The following is a 23,437-nucleotide window of genomic DNA, read 5'->3' as shown; positions in this document are numbered from 1 at the left end:
TCGGCCTCGGCCGGTATCAACGCCTTGGCCATGGCCTTCACCATGGATCGCAACAGATCCGGGTCCCGGTCTCGATCTGCTTCGCCAGCCACTGCTCGGGCGTAGCACCGGGTTCGCGCCCATCGTCTGGTTCCCTTCGAACGTGATCTTCGCTATTCGAAAGGATCACGCGATGGCCGTCGTTGCGCCCGTGGACGCAAGCCTCGCGTTCCGTATGATCTCGCTCCGCCCAGGCCCTCGCGCAACTAATGAGATCAGCTGAGCGCGTGCGGGATGCGGTCGAGCACGGGGTGGCTGGCCAGGCCGTAGGCGTAGAAGTCGACGGCCTGCGCGCCGGCCGCCCGGGCGCCGCGTACCTTGGCGGTCAGCCGGTCGGCCGAGTCGCTGTCGGGGTAGCCGGGGCGCAGCACCGCGCGCACCTCCCGGTCCTTGCCCACCGAACGCAGGTAGGCGCCCACATCGTCGGCCACCCGGGCGGCGTCGCGCGCGTAGGCGAGCACGGCGAAGGAGGACACGAGGTTGCTCAGCGCGACCGGGTCGACGCCCAGTTGCCAGGCGTCGTGCGCGGCCAGCAAAGGCAAGGGCAGACCGTCCCGGTAGCCCTTCACCGCGCCTGTCGGGTCGACGAAGACCAGCTTGGACCCCTCGCTCGCCACCGCGTCCGCCACCTGCGAGACCAGCGAGGTCACGGTCTCACAGCGAGCGCGCGCGTAGCCGACGACGTCCGGCCCCGCGTAGGCGGTCAGGGCGGCCCTGGTCACCACGCCCTCGGCCGGCGGGTCGCCGTCGAGGACGCCGCCGACGATCCGCGCGCACTCCTCGCGTGCCATGTCCGCGTTGACGCCGAGATCGGATGCCCGCGCCGTACAGAAGTCGCAGAAGCACAAGGCCATCAGGTAGGCGTCCATCGGTCCGAGCGGCACGAAGGACCGCTCGGCCTTGAGCGGCCGGTAGTGCAGTCCCTCGGCGACGACGCTGTCCACCCCGAGCCTCGCCACCGACCTGGCCAGCGCCACGGCGTACTGGCGCACGTCGGGGTGGGCCGGGCACAGGTCGGTCGGGTAGCCGCGGTCGCCGAAGCAGTTGCGCACGGTCACGTCGGGGTGTTGGGCGCCGAGCGTGCCGTTTCGCAGGAACACCGTCCGGCCGTGCAGCTTCAGGCCGCGCGCCCGGCAGGCGTCGAGCAGGCCGTCGAAGGCGTCGGTGTAGCCGGTCGGCGGCACCAGGCGCAGCTCGGCGAACAGGTCGTCCGGCAGGTCGAAGTGCGCCCCGTCGTGCCGCAGGGTCAGCTTGGACAGCCCGTGCGGGGTGACGTCGCGGGACCCGTGATGGACGGCACCGACCGTGATCCCGGCCACGCCGTATCCCCGCACACGGTCGAGCACCTTCTCGACGCCCTCACCGCGCAGGTCCTCGACGAGGACGTATAGCGAACTGTCCACGCTCTGACATTACGCGCTCTTGTGCGCGACGAAGTCGATCTCCACAAGGATGCCGGTGGTCGGCGGCGGTGGCCTGCTGGCTGCGGGCGGTGCCGGCCAGGGTGGTGGCCACCGAGGCGGCGCGGCGGGCGAGCGCGGCGAGCGCGGGCTCCCATCCGGTCGACGGATCATGACCCGGGTCGCCGGCGGCGAGCTCAGCGTGCGCCTGGTCCAGCTCGGCGGTCAGCGCCAGGAGGTCCTCGACGCCGGCGGCCAGGCGGCGGCGCAGCCAGTCCAGCTCGTGACGCGTCTGCCGCAGGCGACCGCGGGCGCGGTGGGCGGCCTGGCGGCAGTGCTTTCCACAGTAGACGGTGGCGGCGCCTTGCCGAACCGTGGTCGGTGACTCGTCACGAAGGGCAGCCTCGAGGATCCTGGATGATTTCGGTGTGCTGCGGACGAACCAGCGGCTGGACCGGGATCTGCGGCGGCGCGGTGGAATACGGCTCCACCAGTTCGAGCTCCATGGTTCGCGACTGTCGCGGGGCGAACTCGATCATCTTGGAGTAGATCGGATGGGATCGCTCGTCCTCGCGGACGACCGGCACCCGGTCGCCGTCGAGCCACGCGGCGCTCAGCTTCGTGCCGAGTGAGGCATACAGCGACACCCATAGGAGGTTGGAGCCGACAGCATGCCGCCGATGCGGCGAGTCAAGCCGACCGGAGACGTACGCAGGCAGGTGCTGCTTCGGCACATCGTTGTCGAGCCTGATCCGCACTCTCGTGATGCGGAGACCGTCGCGGCAGGGCCCCAGCTCATAGGTGAGAGAGCGCTCCAAGTAGTAGTCGAGCTTGTTGCCCCCCGAGTTGTTGACCACCAGTCCAGCGAACGGCCCGGGCGCCTGCGGCAGCACGCCGCCGAGCGGGGTCGCCGACAGGTATCGTTGCTCGGCGTCCCTGCGGCTCCAGATCTGCACGCGCCGCTCCTTGACCAGCCGGGACAGGACGGGCAGCAATTCGGCCGGCTCGGCGGAAGTATTCGTCAGTTTCTCGCTGACGGCCAGCGCAATCCTGATCAAGAATCTCTTGCGCGCCGCGGACTTCTGATAACGGGCGTAGGCCTCCCGCTCGGTGAGGTCTACGACGTTGCCGGCGGTCACCTTCTGGCCGCCAGGAAGAGTGACGGGGCCGATCACCCGGAGAAGGTAGGCCAGACCGACGGGATCGGTGGCGATGGCGCCGTCCAGCCGTTGGCCGGTCTGCCGTTCCCACATTCCGGTCCAGATGGCCGCGGCATGGGGAAGGTGCGGGGAGAGATTGGAGATGGACAGCATCCTGGCCGCGTTCAGCCCGTAACGCGCACGGTAGGCAGGGCCGAGGTCGACGACGGGGGTGGAGGGGTCGTCAAAGTCGGCATTGCTGGTCAGCCGTTCGATGGACATCCGGCCGTGCTTGGCTTCGAGAATGCCGAACGCGCCTACGAGGCCGCCGGTTCCGCGTGCTTCGGCATTGGTCTGGAAGGCCAGGTAATAGCGGCGCGGGCCATCGCCGCCCAGCATCGGGGGGAGTACGGTGGCCGCGGTCGCTGCGGCGTCCAGCCAGCCCTGCAGCCTGTCCATCTCCTGCAAGGCCGTGGCGCGCGCCTGATCCACGCGTTCCAGACGGGTGGCCGCGGGGGTGGCGGCCAGGTGGGCCCTGGCTCGGGCAAGGCGGGTCCGCGCCTCGTTCAGCCTCGGCGCCATCGTTTCGAGGCTGGGCAGGAGCCGCCGCATGTCGCTCACGGACTGCATACCGGCCGTGATCGGGGACGCGCTCTTCTGGATGCCGATCAGCACGTTGGTGAGTTCGGCTGTGGCCTCGGCAAGCCCGCGGGCGACGGTGGCCGCGTCTCCGACCATGGGAATGTGCGTGAGCAGGGCCCAGTCAGGCGTGGCGGTAAGCGCTTGCGCTTGCGCCGCGCTCTGCCGAGCCTCGCTCAGCGGCTCCGCCAAGGCCCGCGCGTCGCCGGCGTTCACGACGTCACGCAGTCGAGACAGCGCGTGCCTGGTCACCTCGAGGTGATCCTGGACGCTGAGGCCGCGGTGGGCCCACCAGCCCCCGCCGGCCAGGATGACGACGGCGAGGGCCAGCAGACACCCGAGCGCGATGCGGGGTGGTTTCTTACTCGGCAACAGCTACCGATCCAGATCGCTTGCTTGAACGTGTCTTCCTTGATGGGGGCTTTCGTGCAGGCGCCCCCAGCAGCTGTGGCTGCAGAGCTCGTGCCCGGTTAGGACTTGACGATATGGACGATGTTGACCTCGGAGAAGGTCTTTTTGTGACACTTGCTTGCCGGTGGATATTTCTTGTGTGAGCCGCACTTTTTGTGCGAGTGGCAGCGGTTGTGCGACTTGCACATTTTGTGGGACTTGCACGTCGATTTACAAGAGAGCGCCTCGGCGGTGGCGCCGCCCCCGGTACCGACCGCCAGCACACCGCCCAACACTGTCGCGATTATGACGGATATTGCATACTTCCTGATCATTTCCGACCCCCTGTAGGAAGAGGCCACCCGGAATGCGGGAGACCTGTCTACGGAGCCTGTTTATATCCAGGCGATCAATCACCACTCGGCGACACGGCGAGTCTTACCGAACATTCGCCGAGCTCGGAGCGGGGATTCGGGGAGCCACTCTAGGGCCCACTCCTCGAAACTCGCACTGGCCTTACGGAAGGCAAAAAGGGACGGACTGCACTATCTTGTCGTGGACGGGACTTTCATCCCCACCCATCAAGTGAAGGCCGGCCGGCCCTTCTCCTTGAACCCCGTCATTGTCGAGATGGAACAAGATCGGCTATTTGCTATAGCCGATAATGTTGCGACCTGCCACGTCATAACACTTCCGAGTTGCTCAAGAAGTCGACGGGCATTCACGCAACATGTGACTCCATCAGACGCAGCGTCATCAGAGCGACGCAACCGCTACTAACTCGTAACAGTTGTAGATCAATATTGCGCTGTGAAATCGACCGGAATCCGGCGCCAACCACGTTCCGGAGCAGACGAGTCAAGTGATCATCGCGTTGGTCAGTACGGTCAGGCCCCACGCCTGGTCGGTCTGGTCGGCCAGTCCGCACAGCCATTCCCGGCAAACTGGCGCGCACCGTTTTCAACTTGGCGCGCTTCTCGACCGCAGCAGTACTTGTGGCAAGACAGGCACAGATGGGGACGAGCTCAGCGGACTCCCAATGCCTCGATAATTGACTGGTGACGAATTCTTCGCAGATGGCGCGGGCCTTCGACGAGCTAGCCGGCGGCTACGACAACGATCATCACGACGAGATCGCCCGCCTGCTGCTCGATCTGGTCAAACCCGGCCCCGGCGACAAGGCCGCCGATGTGGCTTGCGGCAACGGCGCCGTCGCGCTCGAGCTCGCCCTTACGGGTGTCGCCACTCCCATCCTGGCCGTGGACATCTCCTCTGGCATGATCGCCGTCGGCCGTGACCGCGCCGAAAAGGCTGGTCTGGCCGCCGCGATCGACTGGCAGGTGGGCCAGGCCGTCCCCCTGCCCGTGCCCGACGCCTCCCTCGACCTTGTCCTCTGCTCCTCGTCTCTACACTTTCTCGGCCGGGGAGCGCTGTCCGACTGGCGTCGAGCCCTGCGTCCCGGGGGCCGGGTCGGGTTCACCCTCCCAGTGACATCGCAGTTCCAGCCCAGCGGCGCGTTCGCCGCGCTGATCGCCTGCGACGTTCCCATCCCGAACACCGTCGACGACGCACTGGCCTTCGTCTCCGCGGCCGGCTTCGTGGAGGCGGAGGCACGTCTCGTACGCGTCGGCTCACGTTCAGTGTTCGCCGCCATGGCGACCAACCCCTGAGCATCCTCCTCCAAGGTGCGCAGCGGTGTGCTTGAGCCATGTGCCGCAACGAGTGGCACTCACGGTTCTGAGGCCGGGTGGCCCGGAGAGGGCCTCGCCTCTGGGCCATTCGACCTGGCGGGCAGTGTGATTGTTTGCTCGAGGACCTGCGACGGCGGTGACGTCAGGGCGAAGAGGTGGTCGCGAGGAATACCCAATGCTGGGGCGTACAGGAGCTGGTAGCGCGCACCCGGAGGTGCTGTCCCGTCTCCCACTTCCTGATCATGCTGGCTAGGGCGACGGTGTCCGACAAATCCGGGGTGAGCTGCCATAGCTCGCGAGCCATACCAGGCACATCCCAGAGCCGAGCCTCTCGCGCGGTGCGCAGCCGTACGGCCCACAGCGGGATGCCGCGGGTGACACCAAGTGGTCTCTCCTGGGACATCCACGCGGACAAGCGCGTCCGCGTTTGCCTCTCATTGTCATCCTGACGACACTCCACCGCAGGTCATCTACTGAGGGTCATCGAACTTTCTGGCGTGCCCGCTCGGCCTGATCCGGCCTCGCCTCGGAAGGAAGCGCAGATGACGATGCCCCCGACGGTGTCTGTCGCTGAAGCGATAGAGATTTGTCCCAATGAGCCGCTGGTCGGCTCCGTTCGTGTCGACGGTTCGAAGAACGCCACGCTGCCGTTGGCGGCGGCGGCCGCGACGCTGGGGCGGCCGGTGCACCTGGGCGATGTGTCGCAGTGCGAGGACGTGCGGACCATGCTGAACCTTCTCCGGCAGTGCGGATACGGCATCGCGCGCGCCGTCACCAATCCGGAGGAGGTCGTGGTTCAGCCGATCTCCGTGGGCGGACCGCCGCCGGAGCTCCCTGATGCAGGGAGTATCCGTGCCTCGTACTACCTGGTGCCAGCGCTGCCGGCCTTCGGGGAGGCTGCATCCGCGTACTCGACGCCATGCAAGGCGGCAGCATTCCGGCCATCCGTCACCACGACGGCGTTAACCTACTCCGATCCGAAGACCCGCGGCAGCCTCAGCAGCCTCAGCAGTGTGTCCTGTCTCGCTTGATGGTTGACACTCTGGCCTCGCTTGATGCTTGACACCTTGATCGTTATCTGTGCCTGCTCGTGGCGTTATCGACGCTTCGGGGGAGGCTCGGGTGGCATTGGTGGAGTTGAGCGTCGTGGAGCAGCGCTATCACGCGGTGATCGAGGTGTTGTCGGGGGCGAAGGTCACCGACGTGGCGGTCCGGTATGGGGTGTCGCGGCAGTCGGTGCATGCCTGGGTGCGCCGGTATCAAGGCGGTGGCCTGGCGGGGTTGGGCGACCGGTCGCACGCTCCCAAGGCGCATCCGATGCAGACGCCGGCGGCGGTGGAGGCGTTGATCTGTGAGCTGCGGCGGGCTCATCCGCGGTGGGGCCCACGGACGTTGTTGTGGGAGCTGGGGCGGCGTGGGGTGGAGCCGTTGCCGTCGCGGGCGAGCATCTATCGGGTGCTGGTGCGTAACGGGCTGGTCGATCCGGTCGCCCGCCGGCGTAAGCGGGAGGATTACCGGCGCTGGGAGCGGCCGGGGCCTATGCAGTTGTGGCAGATGGACATCATGGGCGGGCTGCTGCTGGCCGACGGTAGCGAGGCCAAGCTGATCACCGGGGTGGACGATCATTCCCGGTTCTGTGTGATCGCCTCGGTGGTGACGCGGCCGACCGGCCGGTTGGTGTGTGCGGCGTTCGCCGAGGCGATGCGCGGCTATGGGGTGCCGTTGGAGGTGCTGACCGACAACGGTAAGCAGTTCACCGGCCGGTTCGGCGGGCCGAAGGCGGGTGAGGTGCTGTTCGAGCGGGTCTGCCGGGAGAACGGCATCAAGCTGCGGCATACCGCCCCGCGCACCCCGACCACCACGGGCAAGATCGAGCGTTTCCATCAGAGCGTGCGCCGCGAATGGCTGGATGCGGCGCTGCCGTTCGCCTCGATCGAGGCCGCCCAGGCCGAGACGGACGCGTTTGTGGAGCATTACAACACCGCCCGTCCGCACCAGGCGCTGGACATGGCCTTCCCGGCTGACCGGTTCTTCGCCGAGCGCAGCGACGGCCAGCGCCGGGCCGAGCGGGAACTGCCGCTGCACCTACCCGCCACCCTGACCACCGTGACTCCTCCTTCTTCTGCTCCTGCAGACCTTCCGGTTGCGGCCGGCAACCATGGTGATCAGCTCGAACGGCCCGAACCTGTGCTGCGGATCTCGGTCGATCCGCTGTCGCGGCAGGCGATCGAGGTGGACCGGATCGTGCCCGCCTCGGGGAATCTGTCGATCGGCGGCCAGCAGCTCTGGCTCGGGCCTGATCGGGCGGGCCTGTCGATCACCGTGTGGATCAGCACGCAGCGGTTGCACGTGTTCACCACTGGCGGTGGCCGGCTGAAGAGTGTGGCCTCCCGGCTGACCGTCAAGGACCTGGCTGCGCTGCTCGCCTCGGGCCAAGCCCGCCCGGCCGCCGACGAGCCCGTTCCCGAGCCGCCGATCGAGGCCGGCGCCGTCGAGGTCGACCGGCAGGTCAGCTCGATCGGCACCATCAGCCTGGCCGGCCGCGCCTTGTGCATCGGCGCCCATCTGGCCGGCCGGCGCGTCATCGTGCGCTTGGACGGCATCACCGCCCGTGTCATGGACGAGGATCGCCTGCTGCTGCGCGCCGTGCCCTGCCCGCTCCCGCTCGCCAAGTGCTTCACCCTGCGCAACGCCCGCCCCGCCGGAGCACCGCCCGCCTCTCCGACCGAGCCCGTCACCGTCCAGCGTGTGGTCTGCAGCCGCGGCCACTTCCAGGTCGTCGGCCAGAAGATCCAGGTCGGACGCGTCCACGCCCGCAAGATCCTGGACGTGACCGTGGACGACACCCACATCACCATCCACGACAACGGCGAGCCCATCCGCGTCGTGCCCCGGACCACCACCCAGGAGATCACCCGGATCAAGTCCCAGGCGCATACTAAGAAGCGAAAGATCGGCTAGGAGTGTCAAGCATCATCCGACGCCAAAGCGTCAAGCATCAAGTGAGACCAGACAGCAGCCTCAGCAGTGACGTTGCCGAATTGTTCTTATATGGATCAAGCGGCGGCGCGGCGCGCCGCCGTACGCCCAGCGGTCCCGCGCTGCGCGTGCGGCCTGGGGGCCGTTCTCGCACGAGCGCCGCGTGGGGCATCGCCGTACGCCCGCCCCGCCGTACACCCCGAACCCACCGACCAAGCGCCACGCCGCCGCACAGGGCATCGGCCATGCCACTTCGGTATCCGCGACTAGTGATCCACGCCCGCATGCTTGCGCCTCGACGCCAGCCGAACGCCCACGTAGACAGCTCCAGCCATGAGCACAAACGGCGAAGTGACGGCAACGATAGTCAAGAACATACGCCCATCCTGCCCTCTGCCATGCCGGCCCGACAAGATCCTTGCCTCCGGCGGGGGCCTCAAGCTCCGGGATGATCGCACAAGCCGCCGGTACCCATCGAACCCGCCGACCTCAGCGCCACGTCGCCGCCGCACGAGGTTCCCTGCGGGTATGTCCAGTCAGTGGCTCTGTCGCAGATTCGGTGGTGACGGAAGGTGTCATCAGGTCACGCTGAGTCGTGATCGACGTCAACGAGTTGGTGCAGACGGTGTTCTCAGGGCTATCGCCGCTGGTAGTGGAGGATATAGCGGACCAGGGTGAGCAGATTCGGGTACGGGCGCGAACCCCGAACGGCTCTTCTGTCACCTGCCCGACCTGTGGAGCCGGGACAACGCGCGTGCATGGCTATCACGAGCGCACTCTGGCCGATGTCGCGGTGGACACACGTCGCGTGGTGGTGATGGTGCGGATTCGCCGCCTGGTCTGCCCGACCCGCGGCTGCCGCCAGACCTTCCGGGAGCAGCTGCCCGGCGTGCTGGAGCGCTACCAACGCCGCACGCCCCGCCTGGCCTCACAGATCGGAGCGGTGGTCCGCGAACTGGCCGGACGTGCCGGCGTGCGCCTCTTGTCCGCGATGGCCGTGCACCTATCCCGGCATACCGCCCTGCGGATCCTGTTACGCCTGCCCCTGCCACCGCCGCGCGTACCCCGGGTGCTGGGAGTGGACGACTTCGCCCTGCGTCGACGTCACCGCTACGCCACCGTGCTGATCGACGCCGAGACCCGAGAGCGCATCGACGTCCTGCCCGGCCGCACCGCCGACGTCCTGGAAGCCTGGCTGCGCGCCCCTCCCGGGGTGCAGATCGTGTGCCGGGACGGCTCCGGCGCCTACGCCGAAGCGATCCGCCGCGCACTTTCGGACGCCATCCAGGTCGCCGACCGGTGGCAGTGCGCCATGAGGCGCCTGGTCGTATCCCCGGCTCAGCCGGGAGGAATTGGAAGGAGGTTCCTGGGTCCGATGGCTTACCTGGATCCGAAAGGTGAAGGGGACAGCAGCATGTCATTGAAGCGGCGACCGTGCTCAGGCGTTGGAGACGGCGCGTCGTGGGACCCGCGTGATAAGGCGAAAGCTGGATTGCCTGAATCCCAATCTCCAGTTGATGGAAGGTCGCATCCGTCGGAAATCGACACCCGAAGCCGACGCCGCGCTCTGCCCGGGTTTGATGCCATGACCTGGGCACCTTCCGAGCGCGGAGCGATGCCCAGTGAGGGCATTGAAGGAGATGAGTGGGACGCCTACCTCACGCTGTCACGTACGACCAGGACGAACATGGGATCGCCTACGGGACGCGAGTCCTATGGCGACGGAGGCCCCGTAGTAGTCGCCGGAGTCACGACCGGCCAAGGAGTCCGGGAGAGCCGGACGCAGGGCGAAGGGGGCCAGGTGATCGGACACCCCAGGGTCAGGAGGTATGCGTAATGCAGAGCGCCGAAACGGTGCTGGGTGTCCTGCGTGAGCGCGGCAGGCGTGGCCTGCCGCTGGAAGAGTTGTATCGACAGTTGTTCAACCCGCAGTTGTATCTGCTGGCCTACGGGCGCATCTACGCCAACAAGGGGGCGATGACGCCCGGGGTCACCGGGGAGACCGTGGACGGCATGTCGATCGGCAAGATCGAGCCGATCATCGAGGCGCTGCGGTATGAGCGGTATCGGTGGAGCCCGGTCAAGCGGATCCACATCCCGAAGAAGAACGGCAAGACCAGGCCCTTGGGCCTTCCGCCGTGGTCGGACAAGCTCGTCGGCGAAGTGGTGCGGCTCCTGCTGGACGCCTACTACGAGCCGACGTTCTCCGACCTGTCCCACGGTTTTCGCCCCGGTCGAGGTTGCCACACCGCGTTGCGGAAAGTGGGCGAGACCTGGACCGGGACGACCTGGTTCATCGAGGGAGACGTCGCCGACTGCTTCGGGAGGTTCGATCACGAGATCATGCTCTCGACGCTGGCCGAGCGGATCCACGATGGCCGGTTCCTACGGCTGATGCGGAACATGCTCGAGGCCGGATACTTGGAGGACTGGGTCTGGAACGCGACGCTGAGCGGGGTTGCGCAAGGTGGCGTCGTTTCACCGATCCTGTCGAACATCTACCTGCACCGGCTGGACGACTTCGTCGAGAAGGTTCTGATCCCGCAATACACCCGAGGGCGGATCCGCAGGCAGGACACCGCCTATGCCAGGGTGCGCGCCGCCAGAGACCGGGCGCACAAGCGCGGAGACCACGCCACGGCGCGGGAGTTGCGCAAGCAGTTGCGAAGCATGCCCAGCGGGGATCCCCGAGATCCCGGCTTCCGGCGGCTGCGCTACGTCCGGTACTGCGACGACACCCTGCTCGGGTTCACCGGACCCAAGGCCGAAGCCGAGGAGATCAAACAGCGCCTGACAGCGTTTATGCGCGACGAACTCGCGCTGGAGTTGTCGGCGGACAAGACACTGATCACGCACGCCCGCACCCAGGCGGCGCGTTTCCTCGGCTATGAGATCACCGTCCTGCACAACGACCGCAAGGTCACTCGCGGCCGGCGCAGTGCCAACGGCGTCGTCAGCCTCAAAGTGCCAGCATCGGTGATCAAGGCTAAGAAGACCCCCTACCTGTCCCGCGGCAAACCCGAGGGCAGGCCCCGTCTGATCAACGAAGACGACCACACCATCGTCAACACCTACGGGGCCGAGTGGCGGGGCATCGTCCAGTACTATCTGCTGGCCGGGAACGTCCATCGTCTCCACCGGCTCGGTTGGGTCATGGAGACCTCGCTGCTGAAGACTCTGGCCAACAAGCACCGCTCGTCGGTGGCGAAGATGGCCCGCACATACGCGGCCACCATCGCCACTCCGCACGGGCCGCGCAAGTGCTTCGAAGCCAGGATCGAACGCAGCGGCAGGAAGCCACTGGTCGCACGGTTCGGAGGCATTCCACTACGGCGCAACAAGGACGCGGCCATCACCGACCGTGTCCTGGTCCCGGGCACCATCCGCCACAAAGAGTTGATCACCCGGCTCCTGGCGAACCGGTGCGAGATCTGCAAAGCCGACGACGGCATCTCGGTGCACCACGTCCGACGCCTCGCAGACCTCACCCTGCCGGGACGGCCGCAACCCGCGTGGGCGGAACTCATGGCCAGGCGACGGCGCAAGACCCTCGTGGTCTGCCGGACCTGCCATGACTCCATCCACACCGGGCAGCCGAAACCGCAGCTCACGCAGTAGTCACCGGAGAGCGACGTGCGGTGAAAGTCGCATGCGTCGTTCGGGCTGGGGGCCGCAGGAAAAGGACCCGTGCTCCGCGCGGACACCTCGCCAGCGGCCCACCAGTGCTCTGTGGCACAACTTCGGTGAGGCCGTCACCAAGGAAGTCGCCACACATAGTGCCTGCTGGGCCAAGGCCGGACCCCCGATCAAAGACGGCAAACGCGCCCAGACCACCCGCGAGCGCTGGCACCAGGTCCACGACCTACTCGGCAAGGGAGTTGGCCTGCTGGAGTGCGCCCGCCGCCTCAATCTGGGCCTCAACACCGTCAAACGCTACGCGCGCGTGTCCGAACCCGAACGCCTGCAACGCGCCCCGCAGTACCGGCCGACCCTCGTCGACCCCTACCGCGACCACCTCAAACGCCGCCGAACCGACGACCCCGCCGTCCCCGTCCTGCACCTGTTCAACGAGATCAAAGCCCTCGGCTACCCGGGCAGCTTCAATCTCCTCTACCGCTACATAACCCAAGGCCGGGTCGAAGCCGACCGCCTGCCCATCTCCCCACGCCGCCTCGCCCGGCTCCTGCTCACCCGGCCCGATAACCTCAAAGACGAGCATCGCCGACTGCTCAACGAGCTCACCACGGCCTGCCCCGAGATGATCGACCTGGCCGGACTCGTCCGCGACTTCGCCGACCTGCTCCGGCCGAGCGAGGGCAACGCCGACCGCCTCAGCACGTGGATCACCACCGCCCGTGCCGCCGACCTCCCTCACGTGCACGCCTTCATCCGCGGCCTCGACCAGGACCGCGACGCCGTCCACGCGGCCGTCACTCTGCCGTTCCACAACGGCGGCACCGAAGGCGTGAACACCAAGACCAAGCGCATCATGCGCCAGATGCACGGCCGCGCCGGCTTCACGCTGCTCCGCCACCGCATCCTGTTGGCCTAACGCTCCGTCACCACCGAAAGAGAGACAGAGCCAGTGACCGTACAGACCCGCAGAACCCGCCTGACAGTCCCGGAAGGGGGGCAGCTAGCGGGGGCAGGGGAGGAGTGGTTCAGGTCGTGCTCCAGGCTGGGAACTCCACTCTCGCCCTGCCCGAGATCGGTCTGACTGACAGTGCTGAGATGGCGGAGAGCATCACCGTCCTCATGCGGAGTTACTTCTCCACACACCACTTGTATGCGGCTCGTTACGCAGCCGAGGACGCGCAGGCTCTTGAGACTTCACTCGCAGGTTCGCGACCGATGTTCGATCTTCGTCACCGGACACTTGTGATCAGCGCGATTAGCGAGTCCGCCTTCTTCCTCGAAGCGGCGATCAATGAGGTCTTTCAGGATGCCAGGGACGGGCACCATTCGTATGTCGGCAGCCTAGACGGCTCGGTCCTCTCAGCCATGGCTCCGGTATGGGATGCGACCGACAACGGCTATCTGGACGTACTCAAGAAGTACGATCTTGCACTCCGTCTGGCTGGTCGCGAGTCGCTCGATCCGGGTACCAAGATTCCTGAGAACGCTCGGCTGCTTGTCCAGCTTCGGAACTACCTGGTTCATTATCGACCAGAGTTCGTGAGCATCGATATGACTCACCGTTTCGGGAAGGCTCTGGAGAGTAGCAACCGCTTCGCCCAGAACGAACTCATGAAGGGAAGCGGCAATCCGTGGTTTCCGGACCGCGCCTTGGGGGCGGGCTGCGCGGCTTGGGCCTGGCGAAGCGCAAGAGCTCTGACAGACGAGTTCGCTGCCCGGATGGGGCTCACCATGCACTACCAGTCGACAGACCACGGCGACCCCTTGCCGCGTTGAACGTGAACCCGGGTGCCGTGCCCGTCAGGGCGGTCAACGAGGGGGACCCACGGGAAGCGCGGACAGGATGACTGTCACGATGACCTGCACCGCAGCAGGTCCAGAGATTATGTACCGAAATCTTCCAAACTAGTTCACGCCCGGATTGGAGCATGCTGATCAAGCGCGTCACAGCAGACGTCGAAGCCGCTGTGCCGAGGGCATTCGACCGCACCGGCTCGCGGACAGTAGTAGACGTCCGGGCAGCCGCAATCGAAGAACTCGGGCAAGGGGTCGGGGAGACTGCTCATGGGCGTGAGCATGCTTTGAGAACTCCACGTCACGCAATTTGATCTTCAACGCAGTACGCGTTGCAGTACGCCCAGACCTTCTGGCCTCTTGATCGTTTGGCCGTCGATCCTGCCGCTCGCTTACGGCCGCGACCTGCTGCTCGTCCTGGCCAGGCGTCGCCGGCTACGTCAGTAAGGCGGTGTGGCAGCGGACCTGGAGGGATGCCCTCACCCCGTCCGGCGGCCACAGCGCCGAGGCGTGCGCGTGGATCAGGTCGTGGAGCCGGTACAGGCCCGGGGCCGGCTCCTGCAGGAGGTGGGCGTTCAGGAGGTGGTCCAGGAGCCGGATCGCCTGGGTGGTGGTCGTGTTCAGCAGGGCGGTGGCGGTGTCGAGGTCGAAGGCCGGGTGGAGGGCCGAGCCCAGGAGCCGGTAGGCCTCTTGCTGGTCGGTGGGCAGGCGTTCGTAGGAGCGGTCAAAGGCGGCGGTGACGCTTTGGCGGCCGGCTGTCAGTTCGGTGAGGCGGTCGGCGGCCAGACGGTCGAGCAGGTGGTGGGCGTTCCAGGCGGGGTGGGCCTGGAGGCAGGCGGCGGCGATGCGGATGGCCAGGGGGAGGAGGCCGCAGCGGCGTACGATCTCGGCCAGGACGTCCGGAGGCGTGTCCCGGTCGCATCCGGCTGTGCGGGTGAACAGAGTGATCGCCTCTGCCAGAGGCAGGGTGTCCAGGGACAGGATGCGGACGTCGCCCGGGCAGGTCAGGCGGTGGCGGCTGGTGACGATCACCTGGCAGCCGGGGGTGGCGGGCAGGAGCGGCTGGAGCTGGTGCTCGTCGGCGGCGTCGTCCAGGACGATCAGGAGTCTGCGGCCGGCCAGGACGCTGCGGTACAGCGCGGCGCGGTCGTCCGGGTGCCACGGGATGTGTTTCGCCGGGACGCCCATGGTGCGGAGTATGCGGGCGAGGGCGGCGCCCGGTTCAACCGGTGCCGTCGCCTGGGCGTGGCCGTGCAGGTCCACGAAGAGCTGCCCGTCGGGGAAGCGAGGGGCGAGGCGGTGGGCGGCGTGTACGGCCAGCACCGTCTTGCCCATCCCGGCCATGCCGTTGACGAAGACGACGACCTCGTTCAGCTCAGGCATGGTGGCGTGGTCCTCCACGATCGCGAGTTCGCGTTCCCGGACGCCCGGCGCGGCGACGTCGGCGGGCAGCTGCCGGGGGATGGTCCACGGCCTCGGGCCGGTCACAGACGGGTCAGCCGGGGCTGTGGTGGGGCGGTCGGTGGGGTGGCCACGGGCGACCGCGTTCAGGGTCGCCCGTTCCGCACCGTCCAGCTCCAGCGCCTTCGCCAGCGCCAGAACCGAGGTGGTCCGCGGCTGCAACAGCCCGTCGTTCTCCAGCCGACGCACCGTCCTGACATTCAGACCCGCCCGTTCGGCGAGTTGCTCCTGCGTCAGCAGCGCCCGCCGGCGCCACATGCGTAGCAGCGCCCCCAATGACATCCCGGCACCGGGATACACGGCTCCGACACCCCCGTCTTCTTCGTCGGTCCTGCCCCCGCGGACAACCAGACCATCGAAACCGCGTCCCGGCTGTTCAGGCCACTGGTCGGACGGCATTGGACGGAATCGGACGGGGCGGACGACTCCGGCTATCCGCTCAAACGTGATTGAGGGCGTGCGGGCGATTGGCCAGAATGAGCGCCATGGGCGAGCGAGGCGGGAGCGGCCGATCCCACGATGTGTGCCCTTACCAAGGTCTGGTGCCGTTCGAGGGCACGAAGGCCGAACTGTTCTTCGGGCGTACGCGGGCGACCCGCAGCCTCCTGGATCGCCTGGGGAGGCGGCTGGCGCGGCACGGATCCATCCTGCTGGTCTCAGGCGCCTCGGGGGTGGGCAAGTCGTCGCTGCTGCGGGCGGGGCTGATGCCGGCGCTGGCGGAGGGGATGTTGCCGCTGGCCGGGTCGCAGGACTGGCCGCGCCTGCTGGTGACGCCGAGCGCGAAGCCGTTCGGCGCGCTCGCCGGGGTGTGGGTGGGGGCGTTCGGCGGGCTGGTCGAGACTGTGGCCGAGCGATTACGGGAGGATCCGGGGGAGGTCGTCGCGGGAGCCGGGCGGTTCGTGCTGGTGGTCGACCAGTTCGAGGAGCTGTTCACCCTGGTGGGCGACGAGCGGGAGCGACAGGCGTTCGTACGGGCCCTGCACGCCCTGGCCGAGGGCACGGACGGCGGCGGGGTGATCGTCGGGGTACGCGCCGACTACTGGGACCGGTGCGCTGCCTACCCGCAGTTCGCCGAGGCGATCCAGGACGGTCAGGTCATCGTCGAGCCGATGACGGAGCCGGACCTGCGGCTGGCCATCACCGGCCCCGCGGCCGCGGCGGGTCTGGAGCTCGAACAGGGGCTGGTGGAGATCATCCTGGCGGAGCTGCGCGCCGGCGACCGGTACGAGGCCGGCGCCCTGCCCCTGCTCTCCCAGGCCCTGCGCAACACCTGGGAGCGGCGCGAGAAGGACACCCTGACGGTCCGGGGGTACGAGGACTCCGGCCGGGTACGCGACTCCGTACGACGTACGGCCGACGAGGCCCTCGACGGGCTCCGGCCGGACGATCGCAAGGCCGCGCTCAGGTTCTTCCGGCGGATGACGACGATCACCGCGGGCGGCCGGGTCGCGCGGCGCCGGGCGACGCTGGCCGAGCTGCACGCCGCCGCGTCGGCGCGTTCGGCGGATGACTTGGAGCGGACGGCGGCGCTGCTGTCCGCGTTCGCCGACCGGCGCCTGCTCACCCTGCACGAGGACAGCGTCGAGATCGCCCACGACGCGCTCCTGACGGCCTGGCCCACCCTGCGGCAGTGGCTCGAACCGGACCTCGCCGCGCAGACGGTGTACGACGGGCTCCTGGAGGCTGCCGCCCAGTGGGCGGAGAACCACCGCGACCCGGCTTTTCTCTACCGGGGGCCCCGGCTGCTGGCGGTCCAGGACTGTCGGCCCCGCTGGGAGCGCGACCCCGACAGCTTCCCCCCGCCCGGCGCCATCGTAGAGAGCTTCGTCACGGCCTCCACGCGGGAGGCGCGGCAAGTGACCCGGCGCCGCCGGCTCGTCATGTCGGGTCTGGCAGCGCTGTCGGTCCTCGCCCTCGCCGCGGCCGGCACCGCCGTCAACGCGGCGGCCGACGCGAACTGGCAACGCGGTCTGGCCAGCTCCCGCCAGCTGGCGGCGCAGAGCGAGGTCACCGGCGACACCGCCCTGGCCTCGATGCTCGCCGTGGCGGCGTGGCGGATCGCGCACACCAACGAGGCCAGGAACCGGGTGCTGACCGCGGCGACCCGTACCGGCAGGGGGACGCTCACCGGGCACCAGCGGGGCGTCACGGCGGTGGCGTTCAGTCCCGACGGCGCGACCATCGTGACGGGGGGCGACGACGGGACGGCGCGGTTGTGGGACGCGGCGACGCGGCGGCAGCTCGGCGCCCCGATCACCCGGGCGAAGTACGACTGTTCGAGCGTGCGGCTGGCTGTCAGCCCCGACGGCCGGACGCTGGCCACGGCGTGCCTCGACATCGTCCGGTTCTACGACGTGGTCACCCGTCGCGAGCTGGGCGCCCAGGTGAAGGCCGAGGGGGTCGTGGCGGCGCTCGCGTTCAACCCGGACGGGAGAACGCTGGCGACCGGCGACAGCAAAGGCGTGGTCCAGCAGTGGGACGTGGCCACGCACCTCCCGCACGGGGCTCCCATGGGTCGTCCGGACGAGAGGTACGACCACCGGAAGGGCATCCGCGGCGTGACGTACAGCAGGGACGGGAAGATCCTGGTCACCGCCGGGGAGGACAAGACCGCGCGGCTCTGGGACACCGCCACGTCCCGCCAGCTCGGCGCCCCCTTCACGGGGCACACCCAGCCCCTCGCCGATGTGGCGCTCAGCCCGGACGGGTCAACCCTGGCAACCGTGAGCTGGGACCGTACCGGCCGGGTGTGGGACGTGGCCACGCGCAAGCCGAAGGGGATGCTCAAGGACCGCACGGCCGGTTACTACTCGGTCGCCTTCAGCCCGGACGGCACGCGGATCGCGACCGGCGGGGACAGCGGCCGCACCGTGGTGTGGGACACGGCCAGCAGGCAGCAGCTGTTCGCGCTCTGGGACAACTACGCCGGCGTGGACGACATCGCGTTCAGCCCGGACGGGAGTGTGCTGGTCGCCGCCAGCGATGACGGCGTGGTCCGGCTGGCCGACCCGAAGGTCCTCCAGCAGAAGGGGACCCGCGTGCCGGCGCTGGGGGCCGTCGCGCTGAGCCCGGACGGGCGGATTCTGGTCACCGGCGTCGCCGACGAGAAGAGCCCCGACCTCCAGCTGTGGGACGCGGCCACCCAGCGTCATCTCGGCCCGCCGCTGCGTCCCGAGGACGCCCGCCGTGCGGCGGCGTACCGGGTGGAGTTCACTCCCGACGGGCGGACACTCCTGTCGGAGGGCTTGGACGGGATACGGCTCTGGGACGTCGCGAGCCGCCGCGAGGTCGCGCACGAGAAGTCGCTCGCGATGGCCAGGATCAGCTCCGACGGCAGGTTCGTCGCCGCCCGGCGGGACAAGTCCATCGTGTTCTGGGACATCGCGAGCCGCAGGGAGATCGGAGTGCGCATCACCGTACGCGACGGCACCGACGTCATCACGGCGATGACGATCAGCCCCGACGGCACGATCGTGGCGACCGCGGGCTTCGACAACCGGATCCGGTTATTCGACGTCGCCACCGGCCGGGAGCTGCCCGGCCCTACGTTCACGGCTCACGGCGGACTCGTCAACGATCTGGCCTTCAGCCCCGACGGGCAGCGGCTGGCCGTCACGGCCTACGACAACAGCGTGCGCCTGTGGGACGTGCCGCACCGCCGTGCGGTCGGCATCGGCCTGATCGCCGAGGAGGGCATGACGACCTCGCTCGCCTTCAACCCCGACGGGAAGGTCCTCGCCACCGGCCTCACCAACGGTGAGGTGCAACTCTGGGACCTGCTGACCTACCGGCGGCTCGGCCCCGCGATGAAAGGCCACACCAAGGGCGTGACCGACCTCGTCTACGGCAACGACGGGACGACGGTCGCCACGGCCTCGGGAGACAGGACCGCGCGGCTGTGGAACGTCCGCACACCCCCCGACCTGGTGGCCGCGGCGTGTGCCAACGCGGGCCGCTCCCTCACCCGCGAGGAGTGGGAGAATCTCGTGCCCCAGGAGGAGTACCGCCAGACGTGTCCCTGACCCTGGACCCGACCACGGAGAGAACAAAGGATGTTCCTGCGAGGCTTACGGCGGCGGACAGGCAGGCCCGTCCCGGAACTGGTCGCGTTGTTCCGTTCGATCGTCGAGGGCGGGCGCGACTTCCACCCGATCGCGTCCGACTTCCTGGAGCACTTCATGGACGGCGCGGGCGCGTCGAGGACGATGTCACTGCGGTGGTTGCGCTCGTTCAAGGTGATCAAGAAGGCCGAGCGCAAGAATCAGCGCCGGTTCGAACGGCAGCTCGCCCGCACGGCGCGGCAGCTGCGGGAGGGGGAGTCGAGCTGGTTGCACGACTACTGGGACGTGCGGATCAACGCCTTCATCGGTACGGAGCTGTTCTACGTCAGCAGGATGAGCCTGCTGCGCTCGCAGGGGTCGTTCGTGCTGACCAGGGACGGACCGGAGGTACGCGTGTCCGGCACGGTTCGCCACCGCTGGTTCGACCCCTACGACTGGGACCGCGGCCGCTGGGTGTACATCCCCCGGCACGGGTTCGTGCCCATCGCGGTCGGCCGTGACCTGGTGGAGGCCGACGAGGCCCGCAACTTCCTGATGGAGTCGCGCCACGTGCAGACGCTGGAGGGCCGGTGCCTGGAAGGCCGGTGGCCGCGGCGCGGCAGGGACGAGTTCGGCTGGGCGCTGGTGCGGGCGGGAGAGGGATGATCGAGGAGCGTCCCCGTCCGCCCGATCCCGCCGAGGCGGGCAGCACGGCCGAATTCGTACGGTCGCTGGCCCGGCTCAAGCAGTGGGCGGGCGAGCCGTCCCTGAGCAGGCTGCGTTCGCTCGGCGGCCAGACGACGGCCACGGACGGCGCCACGGTCGACGCGTTGCCGAAGAGCACGGTCTCGCACGTCCTGCGGCAGGTCGACCGGCTGCCCCGGTGGGATTTCGTCCGGGCCTTCGTCACCGCCTGCTTCCACTACTGCGACTACCCGACCGAGCTGATCCCCGGCGAGCTCGAACGCTGGCGGGCGGCCAGGACGGCCCTGGCGAAACCGTCCGCCCCCGTCCCCGAGCCGCCGCCGACGCCGGCCGTCTCCACGCCCGATCCCGCCGTCGAGCTGCTGACCCGCCGCGTGGTCCGCGAGGAGGACAGGGCGCGCAAGGGCCTGCTCGGCGGCTACAACCTCGCGGCGCTCTCCTTCAGCCTGTACGGCGACACCGGCGAGACCGAGTGCGACCTGCACACGATCGGCCGGTTCTTCGGCGACCTGGGCCTGCGGCGCCTGCTGGTCGTGGGCGAGTCGGGGGCCGGCAAGACGGTGCTGGCGATCGAGCTGGTGCTGCAACTGCTGGAGCCCGTGCTCGCCGCCGGCGGCCGGCTCGACCAGGGGCAACTGGTGCCGGTACGGCTGAGCGCGGCCCGCTGGACCCTCGGCAGGCCGTTCGAGGCCTGGCTGGCCGAGCAACTGGCGCAGGACTTCGGGCTCGCGGCCAGGGACGCGCAACGGCTGGTACGCGATCGCCGGGTGCTGCCGGTGGTGGACGGGCTGGACGAGCTGGACCCCGAGCCGGCGTGGGGCCCGCCGCGCCGGGCGATCGGGCTGCTGGCCGAGCTCAACCGCTACAGCGACCTGTCCGGCCGGCGACCGGGCGCGGTCGTCGTGACCTGCCGCGCCGACCGTCACGCCGAACTGCGCGAGGCCGGGGCCGGGCTCGACAACGCCGCCAGGGTCCACCTGCGCAACCTGACCGGCCAGCAGATCGGCGCGTACCTGCGCACCCGCTGGCCGGACGGGCACCCCTACGGCGCGCACCGCGAGGCCATCCAGGGGGCGCTGTCCGGGCCGGCGGGCAAGGCCGTGCACGCCGCTCTCTCCACGCCCTGGCGGCTGGTGCTGACCGTGACCGCCGTGGAGTCCGGCGCCGATCCCGCCGGCCTGCTCCGCGTGGATCCGGGGCTCGACACCGGTGAAGGGGTGGCGCGGATCGTCAGGAGGCTGCTGGAGGCGTACGTGCCGGCGGCGACCGTGCTGACGCCCCGTACCGCCCACGGGGCTCCGTACCAGGCGGAACAGGTGCGGTCGTGGCTCGTGCACCTGGCCGCCCACCTGCGCTGGCAGGCCGCCCGGGGCGCCGAGGCGGACCGGCCGCCGCCCGGCCTGACGGCGATCGACATCGTTCCGCACCTGCTGTGGCCGATCGGCGGCCGGCGGCGGGTCTGGGCGCTGCACTGCCTGGTCTGCGCGCTCTTCGCGGTCATCGCGATGCTGGCGTACTGGACGGGGTCGGGGGCTGACGATGCTGTAGCCGGTCCTGAGCGGCTGCTCACCCTGACGCTCATGGCGGGCTGGGTGGCGATCGCCACCGGCCTGTCGTTGTCGCCCTGGCCGGCCGCCGCCGGTGGGCGCAGCGAGGTCCCCCGACGGCGGCGCGTGATCGGCGGCCTGCTGGGCGCCCTGGCGGGCACGCCCGTCGGGGTGCTCGGCGGCCTGGCCGGACTCGTGCTGACCGAGGGGAAGGTCTTCGGGCCCGTCTTCGCCGTCGCCGCGGGCGGCACCGGGGGGCTGGTGCTGGGCGCGGTCATCGGGCTGACCGCGGCAGGACAGCGGGGCGCCGAACGGATGACCGTCCTCGAGGTGTTCCACGCCGAGCCCTTCACGCTGCTGGGCTTCGGGTTGTGCGGCGCGATCATCGGGCTGGTGCCGCTGCGGCTGGCCCACGCCGGCCCGCTGCCGCTGGCCGTGGGGGTCTCCGGAACCTTCGCCCTCGCCTTCACGCTGGGGGTCGTCTTCAAGATCGCTACCGGGGGCTGGAGCAGGGATGCCGAGCTGGCCCACCCGCGGGAGGCACTGCACCGCAACCCGACGATCGGGCTGGCCTTCGGTCTCACCGGCGGCGTCGGTGCCTTCCTGGCGTTCGTCATGAACACCGGTGTCGTGGAGTCGCTGGTGTGCGCGCTCGTCGGCGGCGTGACCTTCGGGCTGTCCTTCGGGGCGATCGCCTGGGCCCGTACGATGATCGGGCTGGTCGTCGCGGCCATGCGCGGCCTGCTGCCGCTGCGGTTGTGGGCCTTCCTCGACTGGGCCTGCGAGGCCCGGCTGCTGCGGGTCAGCGGCGCCACGTACCAGTTCCGGCACCGGGAGCTCCAGGACTTCCTGACCCCCTCCGACGGTGACCGGTGAGCTCAGGGCCGCTCGGCCGGGCGAGATCGGGATCACGGGGACGGTCGTCGCCGACGCCGTGGACCATGCGAACTGCCGATCACTCCGGCGCGGCTGCCGCTCTGAACCTGGTGGTGACGCGGCGCAGATGCCGGGGGACGTCGGACGGGTACGGCTCGCGGGTGTGCAGCAGCGTGTTGTTGTCGGCGATGACGATGTCCCCGACCTGCCACCGGTGGGCGTACATGTGCCGGGGGTCGTAGATCGCCTGCCGCAGCTCCTCGATGATCTGGTCGGGGTCGTGCCCTTCAGGTGGCCGGGGCAGGGTGGTCGTGGGCGGGTTGATGATGACCACGCCGTCGGGCACCGGCTCGGAGAACCGCAGCGTGGGCAGACCGGTGTGCGGGTGGCCGGCGACGAGCGGGAAGTCGCGGGTGAACGCCCCGCCTTCGGCCCTGGGACGTTCGTAGTGGAAGGTGAGACCCTCCCACAGCCTCCGCGTGGCGGGATCGGCGTCGGCCAGCACCCTGCCGGTGTGGCAGAACAGCGTGGCCCCGCCGAGAGTCGGGTCCACCGCCTCCAGGCACTGGAAGATCTGCAGATCGGGTACGTCGTCGTCGTTCATGTACATGCCGTCCCAGTGAATCGGCATGAATCCGGTCTCGAAGAGGTGGTCGTCGGGGTCGGCCTGGGCTCGTACGGAGAAAGTGCGGTTGCCGCACCACGACACCGGCTCACCCAGCCCGCACGCGAACCCCTCGAACTGCGTCACCGCCGTGGCGCCGGTGAAACCGCGCAGCACCACCAGCTGCCGCTCGGTGACCAGCTCTCTGAGCCAGGCGGCGGGCAACTCGCCGAGGTCCGTGCGGCCGCCGGCGAGCAGCAGCTCGCCGAAGGGCTCCTGCGACCGCCGGAGCCGGCGCGCGGGCGGTGACTGGCCATCGAGCACGGGATCTTGAGACGCCGGGATTGCCATGGCGGGTCGTCTGCTTTCGTCGTCGAACGGACTGCGTGTCAGCCCAGAACTCCCCGTTCTCACGGCCGCCCCACCTCGGACAGCGGCAAAGCCCCCGACAAGTCCGCGACCGACACGGCAGTCACCTATGATCACTCACAGTAAGC

13 protein-coding genes and 2 pseudogenes are annotated in these 23,437 nt (G+C 69.0%); 11 read left to right on the top strand and 4 right to left on the bottom strand.

All coding sequences use genetic code 11. From position 1 onward, the window contains the following. Positions 1-254: 254 nt before the first annotated feature. Positions 255-1,442 carry a hypothetical protein gene (locus ACIBI9_RS52665; RefSeq protein WP_397234969.1) on the bottom strand — a complete coding sequence of 396 codons (1,188 nt, stop codon included), beginning with the start codon at positions 1,440-1,442 and terminating at the stop codon, positions 255-257. Between the two features lie 49 nt (positions 1,443-1,491). Between ACIBI9_RS52665 and ACIBI9_RS52660 the strand changes: the two genes are divergently transcribed. Beyond that, positions 1,492-1,824, top strand: a complete 333-nt coding sequence (locus ACIBI9_RS52660; protein ID WP_397234968.1) for a hypothetical protein — start codon at positions 1,492-1,494, stop codon at positions 1,822-1,824. Between the two features lie 4 nt (positions 1,825-1,828). Here the strand turns inward: ACIBI9_RS52660 and ACIBI9_RS52655 are convergent, their stop codons facing one another. Further along, entirely contained in the window at positions 1,829-3,589 is a 1,761-nt protein-coding gene (locus ACIBI9_RS52655) for a DUF4012 domain-containing protein (protein ID WP_397234966.1), read from the bottom strand. A gap of 1,076 nt (positions 3,590-4,665) precedes the next feature. On the opposite strand from ACIBI9_RS52655, the gene ACIBI9_RS52650 reads away from it, so the two are divergent. From ACIBI9_RS52650 to ACIBI9_RS52620, 7 genes and pseudogenes are all read left to right on the top strand, one after another. Continuing rightward, positions 4,666-5,277, top strand: coding sequence for a class I SAM-dependent methyltransferase (locus ACIBI9_RS52650; protein ID WP_397234964.1), 612 nt, complete (start codon positions 4,666-4,668; stop codon positions 5,275-5,277). A 563-nt stretch (positions 5,278-5,840) separates the two neighbouring features. Continuing rightward, positions 5,841-6,329, top strand: a complete 489-nt coding sequence (locus ACIBI9_RS52645) for a hypothetical protein (RefSeq protein WP_397234962.1) — start codon at positions 5,841-5,843, stop codon at positions 6,327-6,329. Between the two features lie 106 nt (positions 6,330-6,435). Further along, the gene (locus ACIBI9_RS52640) at positions 6,436-8,259 is read left to right on the top strand and encodes an IS481 family transposase (protein ID WP_397235004.1); all 1,824 of its coding nucleotides are present in this window, start codon (positions 6,436-6,438) and stop codon (positions 8,257-8,259) included. 643 nt (positions 8,260-8,902) lie between these two features. Further along, positions 8,903-9,580, top strand: a pseudogene (locus tag ACIBI9_RS52635) (ISL3 family transposase); the annotation flags it as partial. A gap of 533 nt (positions 9,581-10,113) precedes the next feature. After that, on the top strand, positions 10,114-11,895 hold the full coding sequence (locus ACIBI9_RS52630; RefSeq protein ID WP_397234960.1) for a reverse transcriptase domain-containing protein: 1,782 nt from the start codon (positions 10,114-10,116) through the stop codon (positions 11,893-11,895). 109 nt (positions 11,896-12,004) lie between these two features. Next, positions 12,005-12,829, top strand: a pseudogene (locus ACIBI9_RS52625) (transposase); the annotation flags it as partial. Positions 12,830-13,008: 179 nt separating this feature from the next. Next, entirely contained in the window at positions 13,009-13,689 is a 681-nt protein-coding gene (locus ACIBI9_RS52620) for a hypothetical protein (RefSeq protein ID WP_397234958.1), read from the top strand. A 453-nt stretch (positions 13,690-14,142) separates the two neighbouring features. On the opposite strand, the gene ACIBI9_RS52615 is transcribed toward ACIBI9_RS52620, so the two are convergent. After that, the gene (locus tag ACIBI9_RS52615) at positions 14,143-15,450 is read right to left on the bottom strand and encodes an NB-ARC domain-containing protein (RefSeq protein ID WP_397234956.1); all 1,308 of its coding nucleotides are present in this window, start codon (positions 15,448-15,450) and stop codon (positions 14,143-14,145) included. Positions 15,451-15,644: 194 nt separating this feature from the next. Between ACIBI9_RS52615 and ACIBI9_RS52610 the strand changes: the two genes are divergently transcribed. From ACIBI9_RS52610 to ACIBI9_RS52600, 3 genes are read left to right on the top strand one after another with little or no spacing between them, the layout of a single operon-like run. Continuing rightward, positions 15,645-19,190 (top strand): hypothetical protein, encoded by a 3,546-nt coding sequence (locus tag ACIBI9_RS52610; RefSeq protein ID WP_397234954.1) that lies wholly within the window; start codon positions 15,645-15,647, stop codon positions 19,188-19,190. A 30-nt stretch (positions 19,191-19,220) separates the two neighbouring features. After that, positions 19,221-19,874: a hypothetical protein gene (locus tag ACIBI9_RS52605; protein ID WP_397234952.1), complete on the top strand. Its 654-nt coding sequence runs from the start codon at positions 19,221-19,223 to the stop codon at positions 19,872-19,874. Continuing rightward, positions 19,871-22,336 (top strand): NACHT domain-containing protein, encoded by a 2,466-nt coding sequence (locus tag ACIBI9_RS52600; RefSeq protein ID WP_397234950.1) that lies wholly within the window; start codon positions 19,871-19,873, stop codon positions 22,334-22,336. The genes ACIBI9_RS52605 and ACIBI9_RS52600 overlap by 4 nt, the downstream gene beginning before the upstream one ends. 79 nt (positions 22,337-22,415) lie before the next feature. On the opposite strand, the gene ACIBI9_RS52595 is transcribed toward ACIBI9_RS52600, so the two are convergent. Continuing rightward, positions 22,416-23,291 (bottom strand): TauD/TfdA dioxygenase family protein, encoded by an 876-nt coding sequence (locus ACIBI9_RS52595; protein WP_397234948.1) that lies wholly within the window; start codon positions 23,289-23,291, stop codon positions 22,416-22,418. Positions 23,292-23,437: the final 146 nt, after the last annotated feature.

This window comes from Nonomuraea sp. NPDC050451 (assembly GCF_044458585.1).
Note: the sequence above shows the minus strand (reverse complement) of the source record. Positions and strands in the feature narration are given on the sequence as shown.